Source organism: Cereibacter ovatus (assembly GCF_900207575.1).
Taxonomy (GTDB): domain Bacteria; phylum Pseudomonadota; class Alphaproteobacteria; order Rhodobacterales; family Rhodobacteraceae; genus Cereibacter_A; species Cereibacter_A ovatus.
In genome coordinates this window covers 1-3,990 of sequence record NZ_OAOQ01000040.1, presented here as the reverse complement: position 1 = coordinate 3,990, position 3,990 = coordinate 1, and the positions used below count along the sequence as shown (strand labels likewise).

The window sequence follows — 3,990 nt, the reverse complement described above, 5'->3', positions numbered from 1 at the left end:
GCGGATCGAGCCGGGCAAGCGCAAGGCGGCCGAGAAGGCTGGAGAGCGCGGCGAGTTCGGGCGGGTTGGTCAGCGCCTCGGCGGCGGCAATCAGAGCGTCCGGATCGCCAGGCGCCGGGACAGCCACTGTCGTCGATGTCTCAATACCGACCGGCTCGTCGGCCGAAATCTCCGGGCGATAGTCCGCCGCACGCGCTCCGCGCATCAGATCATCGTTGAAATCGTCGCCATTCAGCGGGACCACGATCTCGTTCGGAATGTCGGCCCGGTTCAGCCGGTCTGAGAGCGTGGCGGCCGCCTGACGACCGGCATCGCCAGCATCGGCGTAGATCGTGATCCGTGTTGTGCCCGTCGGCCACTGAAACCGCGCGAGCCCGTCGGCAGAGAGTGCCGCCCAGACAGCGGTGCCGAACAGGGCATTTGATGCCAATGCTGTTTCGATGCCTTCAGCGATGCCAAGGTGGCCGTCCGCAGGCATGGCGAACAGGCGCACGGCCGCATCCGCTACCGATCCCAGCATCTTCTTCCCGGCAGGCGCCTTGGCGCTGGCGTCGTCGAGCAGGAAGGTCCGGTGAATACCCTGCGCGCGAGTGCCATCCACCAGGCGTGGCAATGCGATCAGCCCCGGCCAACCGCGTCGCGTGTCGAAATCCGGCAGGTCGGGGTGGAACAGCAGATCCGGGCATCCCGGATCGGCAAGGCCGCGGATGCGGAGGTAGGTTCGGGGGCGCTCGGCGCGATTGCGCGCCGTCAGGGCCGCATCGATGGCGGAAGAGACGGCCGTGGCGATCGGCGGACGCGGCGCATCCTGACCGTAGATGCAGCCCGAGCCATGGTTCAGATCGATCATTGGTCGCGCTCCCAGAACCCGCCAGCCTGCGCGATGCAGGTCAGCTTGTGATGCTGGGCCTCTGTCAGCCGGGCACGCGCGCCGAATGTCGCCAGCTTCTGGCGCAGGCTCTCGCAGAACTCGACCTCGAAGTCGGTGATGGCGTTCGCCGTCGCGGCGGCGAGAAGGTCGGTCCAGGGGGCGGCCTCATTGTTCAGATCGATCATGGCGGCCCCCTCAAAACGGAATCGGATCGTCATGGGCCGTGCCGGTCCGTTCCTTGCGCGCGCCTTGCGCCAGCATGCTGTCGACGTAGCCGGTCACGGCCGCTTCGATCAGACGGTCGATGTCGGCGGCGGTCCGGTTGAAGAAGGGCGCCATCAGGCCGAGGTCGGTCAGCGCTTCGGCGAACAGCACCCGGGCATCGCGGATGGCCTGTGCCTCGCGGGCGGTCTTGTCGATCATGCCATTGTTCCTTTGGGCGATTGCGCTGCCCACGTCCTGACAGCAGAGCGAGCAGAAGCGGTGATAGGGATAGCGGTCGTGCTGGAGCCGGTGGACGTAACCGAAGCCCCGGGCCTCCCGGGCGCAGACGGCGCAGAGCGCTACCCGAGCAAGAGCGTCGTGATCGGGTCGTCCCGTGGCCAGTCCTGCCGGTGAAGCCGTTCCGACTGCATCACGATCCAGCGCGAGATGGCGTTCACCGCCATGGCCTCGAGGTCGCCGAGGGTAACAGGTCGCTGAATTAGTCGCCGTGCCGGAACGTTTTTCCGTTGGATGGACGGCGGCCTTTCGCGTCCGGCCCGTTCCTGAGAAACGGCGTTCGCGCCCGATGCCGGCTTTCGGCTTATGCGGCCAGCAGCCGGGGCAGTCGGGCGAGGTTGTTAGCGGCCATCGTCAGGATGAAGCGGGATCGCACCCGCTCGATGCCGCGATAGACGGTCTGAGCCATGCCACCGACGGTCTTGGCCCAGCCGAAAGCCTCCTCGATGCGCTTGCGGTGTTTCTGGGACAGGGCATGGCTCTCATGCCGGGTGGTGCGGCCGTCGATCGCTGAATGTCGCGACTTCCGGGCGACATGCGGGGTCACGCAGGCGAGCCGCAGGTCGGTGACAAACCCGGCCGCGTCATATCCCTGCTCTGACCCCCGACGCTCATCCAGCTGAGACCAGAGCCGGCGGGTAACAATTGCCCGCTTGCGCGGAGGGAGCAATGGGCGAGCGGCGGAACGCTTCGGTTTCGTGGAGCCGATCGCCCATTGCGGTGCTCTGAGCGGCGAAAGCTGCGGGGGTCTGGTAGCCGAGGGCTGAATGTGGGCGCGCGAGGTTGTAGTCGGCCACCCAGCGGGCGACGACCTCGCGGGCGTGATCCAGTCCGAAGAACAACGTCTCGTTCAGGAGCTCGTCCCGCATCTTCGAATTGAAGGCCTCGCAGATGCCGTTCTGCATCGGTTTGCCCGGGGCGATGAAGTGCCAGGGCACGCCGGCATCTTCGCTCCAGGCCAGCATCGCGTTCGAGGTGAACTCGGTGCCGTGGTCGCTGACGATCAGGCCTGGTTTGCCACGCTGTTCGATCAGGGCCGTCAACTCCCGTGCGACGCGCCTTCCCGAGATGGAGGTGTCGACCACCGCGGCGAGGCATTCCTTCGTCACGTCGTCGATCACGTTGAAGATCCGGAACCGGCGACCTTGAGCGAATTGGTCGTGCACGAAATCGACCGACCAACGCGCATTGGGCACCGCCACCGTCAGCAGGGGCACCCGCGTCCCGGTTGCTTTCTTCCGCCCCCGTCGCTTGCGCACGGTAAGGCCCTCCTCGCGATAGAGCCGCTGGGTCTTCTTGCGGTTCACGACATGTCCCTCCCGCCTGAGCAACACATGCAGCCGCCGGTAGCCGAACCGGCGGCGTTCGGACGCCAGCGCCCGCAGGCGCTCGCGCAGATCGTGATCGTCGGGGCGTCGGCTGCGGTAGCGGATCGAGGTCCGGTCCGCGCCGATCACGGCACACGCCCGCCGCTCGCTCATCTCGTGGTGCTCCACGAGGATCGCGACGGCTTCGCGCCTGGCGGCGGGCGTCACCACTTTCGCGAGAGAAGATCCTTCAATGCAGCCTGGTCGAGCAGCGATTCCGCCAGCAGCCGCTTCAGTCGGGCGTTCTCCTCCTCGAGCGCCTTCAGCCGCTTCGCGTCGGAAACCTCCATCCCGCCGAACTTGGCCTTCCAAGCGTAGAACGTCGCGCTGCTGATCCCATGCCGGCGGCACAACTCCGCCGTCTTCGCACCCGCTTCCTGCTCCCGCAGAATGCCGATGACCTGCTCTTCGGTGAACTTCGATCTCTTCATGGTCCGGTCCTCTCGTTGGGCCGGACTCCAGTATCAGATGGAGGAGTTGTCGGGGGTCAGAGCATCCCTTGTCTGCCCCAAGCGTCAGCCGCCGGGCCGATCCGGGGGAATGGCGGTGGATCATGTCCAGCGCGGCACGCCGTTCGGCACGGCCGTCGGCCCGGGTCAGGTCGCCCTGGACGATCAGGCCGCTGCGGTTCTCCATCAGCGCATGCCCGATGAAGCACAGCATCGCGCCGGTTCCGGGAGACTTATTGTAGAGCCGGGCGTCCGGGTCGGTGGTCGACGCATGGGTGGCGTTCGAGCGCTTTTCGCCCCGGAAATCGACCTCGACGTTGCGGTGCTGGCGGGTGTGGCGGAGCATCGGGGCTGACTCGGCTTGGGTCGGTTCAGGCTGGTCTTCGGGGGTGCCCTCAGGTCCGGGCGGATCACCCGAGCCGTCGTCCTCGGGCGGAGTGTCCCCCGTCCTGGCCTGAAAGCTCTTCATCGAAGCCCAGGCCTTGACCAGCGTCCCATCCACCGAGAAGTGGTCGTCGGACAACAACGGCGCGACCTCACGATGCGCCAGGATCGCGGCCATCACCTTGCGCGACATCTCCGTCGTCAGCAGCCGATCGCGGTTCTTGGTGAACACCGTCGATACCCAGACGGGATCGTCGACGCCCAGCCCCACGAACCAGCGGAACAGCAGGTTATACTGCATCTGCTCCATCAACTGCCGCTCGGTAAGCGTCGCCTGAACCCCACCTTCCTGGCTTGGTCGTAATCGGCTGATTGGAGCCTGATGTTGATCAGGACGGAGTTTCTCCATGGAGGCTGG

General features: G+C 66.2%; 4 protein-coding genes and 2 pseudogenes. All 6 read right to left on the bottom strand.

Translation table 11 applies throughout. The features are described from left to right. The coding region (locus tag CRO07_RS17955) for a toprim domain-containing protein (RefSeq protein ID WP_235841105.1) at window positions 1–850 on the bottom strand (850 nt) is incomplete at its 3' end. After that, window positions 847–1,056, bottom strand: a complete 210-nt coding sequence (locus CRO07_RS17950) for a hypothetical protein (protein ID WP_097031988.1) — start codon at window positions 1,054–1,056, stop codon at window positions 847–849. The genes CRO07_RS17950 and CRO07_RS17955, both read right to left, overlap by 4 nt. Before the next feature lie 10 nt (window positions 1,057–1,066). Next, complete coding sequence (locus tag CRO07_RS18835; RefSeq protein WP_062563528.1) at window positions 1,067–1,294, bottom strand: DUF6511 domain-containing protein; 228 nt, start codon at window positions 1,292–1,294, stop codon at window positions 1,067–1,069. 382 nt (window positions 1,295–1,676) lie between these two features. Continuing rightward, window positions 1,677–1,976 (bottom strand): annotated as a pseudogene (locus CRO07_RS17940) (transposase); the annotation flags it as partial. A gap of 7 nt (window positions 1,977–1,983) precedes the next feature. Continuing rightward, window positions 1,984–3,170 (bottom strand): IS3 family transposase gene (locus CRO07_RS17935; RefSeq protein ID WP_407919647.1). Its coding sequence is split into 2 segments (ribosomal slippage): window positions 1,984–2,915 and window positions 2,915–3,170, totalling 1,188 coding nucleotides; the frame shifts between segments, so codons are not numbered across the junction. Window positions 3,171–3,234: 64 nt separating this feature from the next. Beyond that, a pseudogene (locus CRO07_RS17930) lies at window positions 3,235–3,990 on the bottom strand (transposase); the annotation flags it as partial.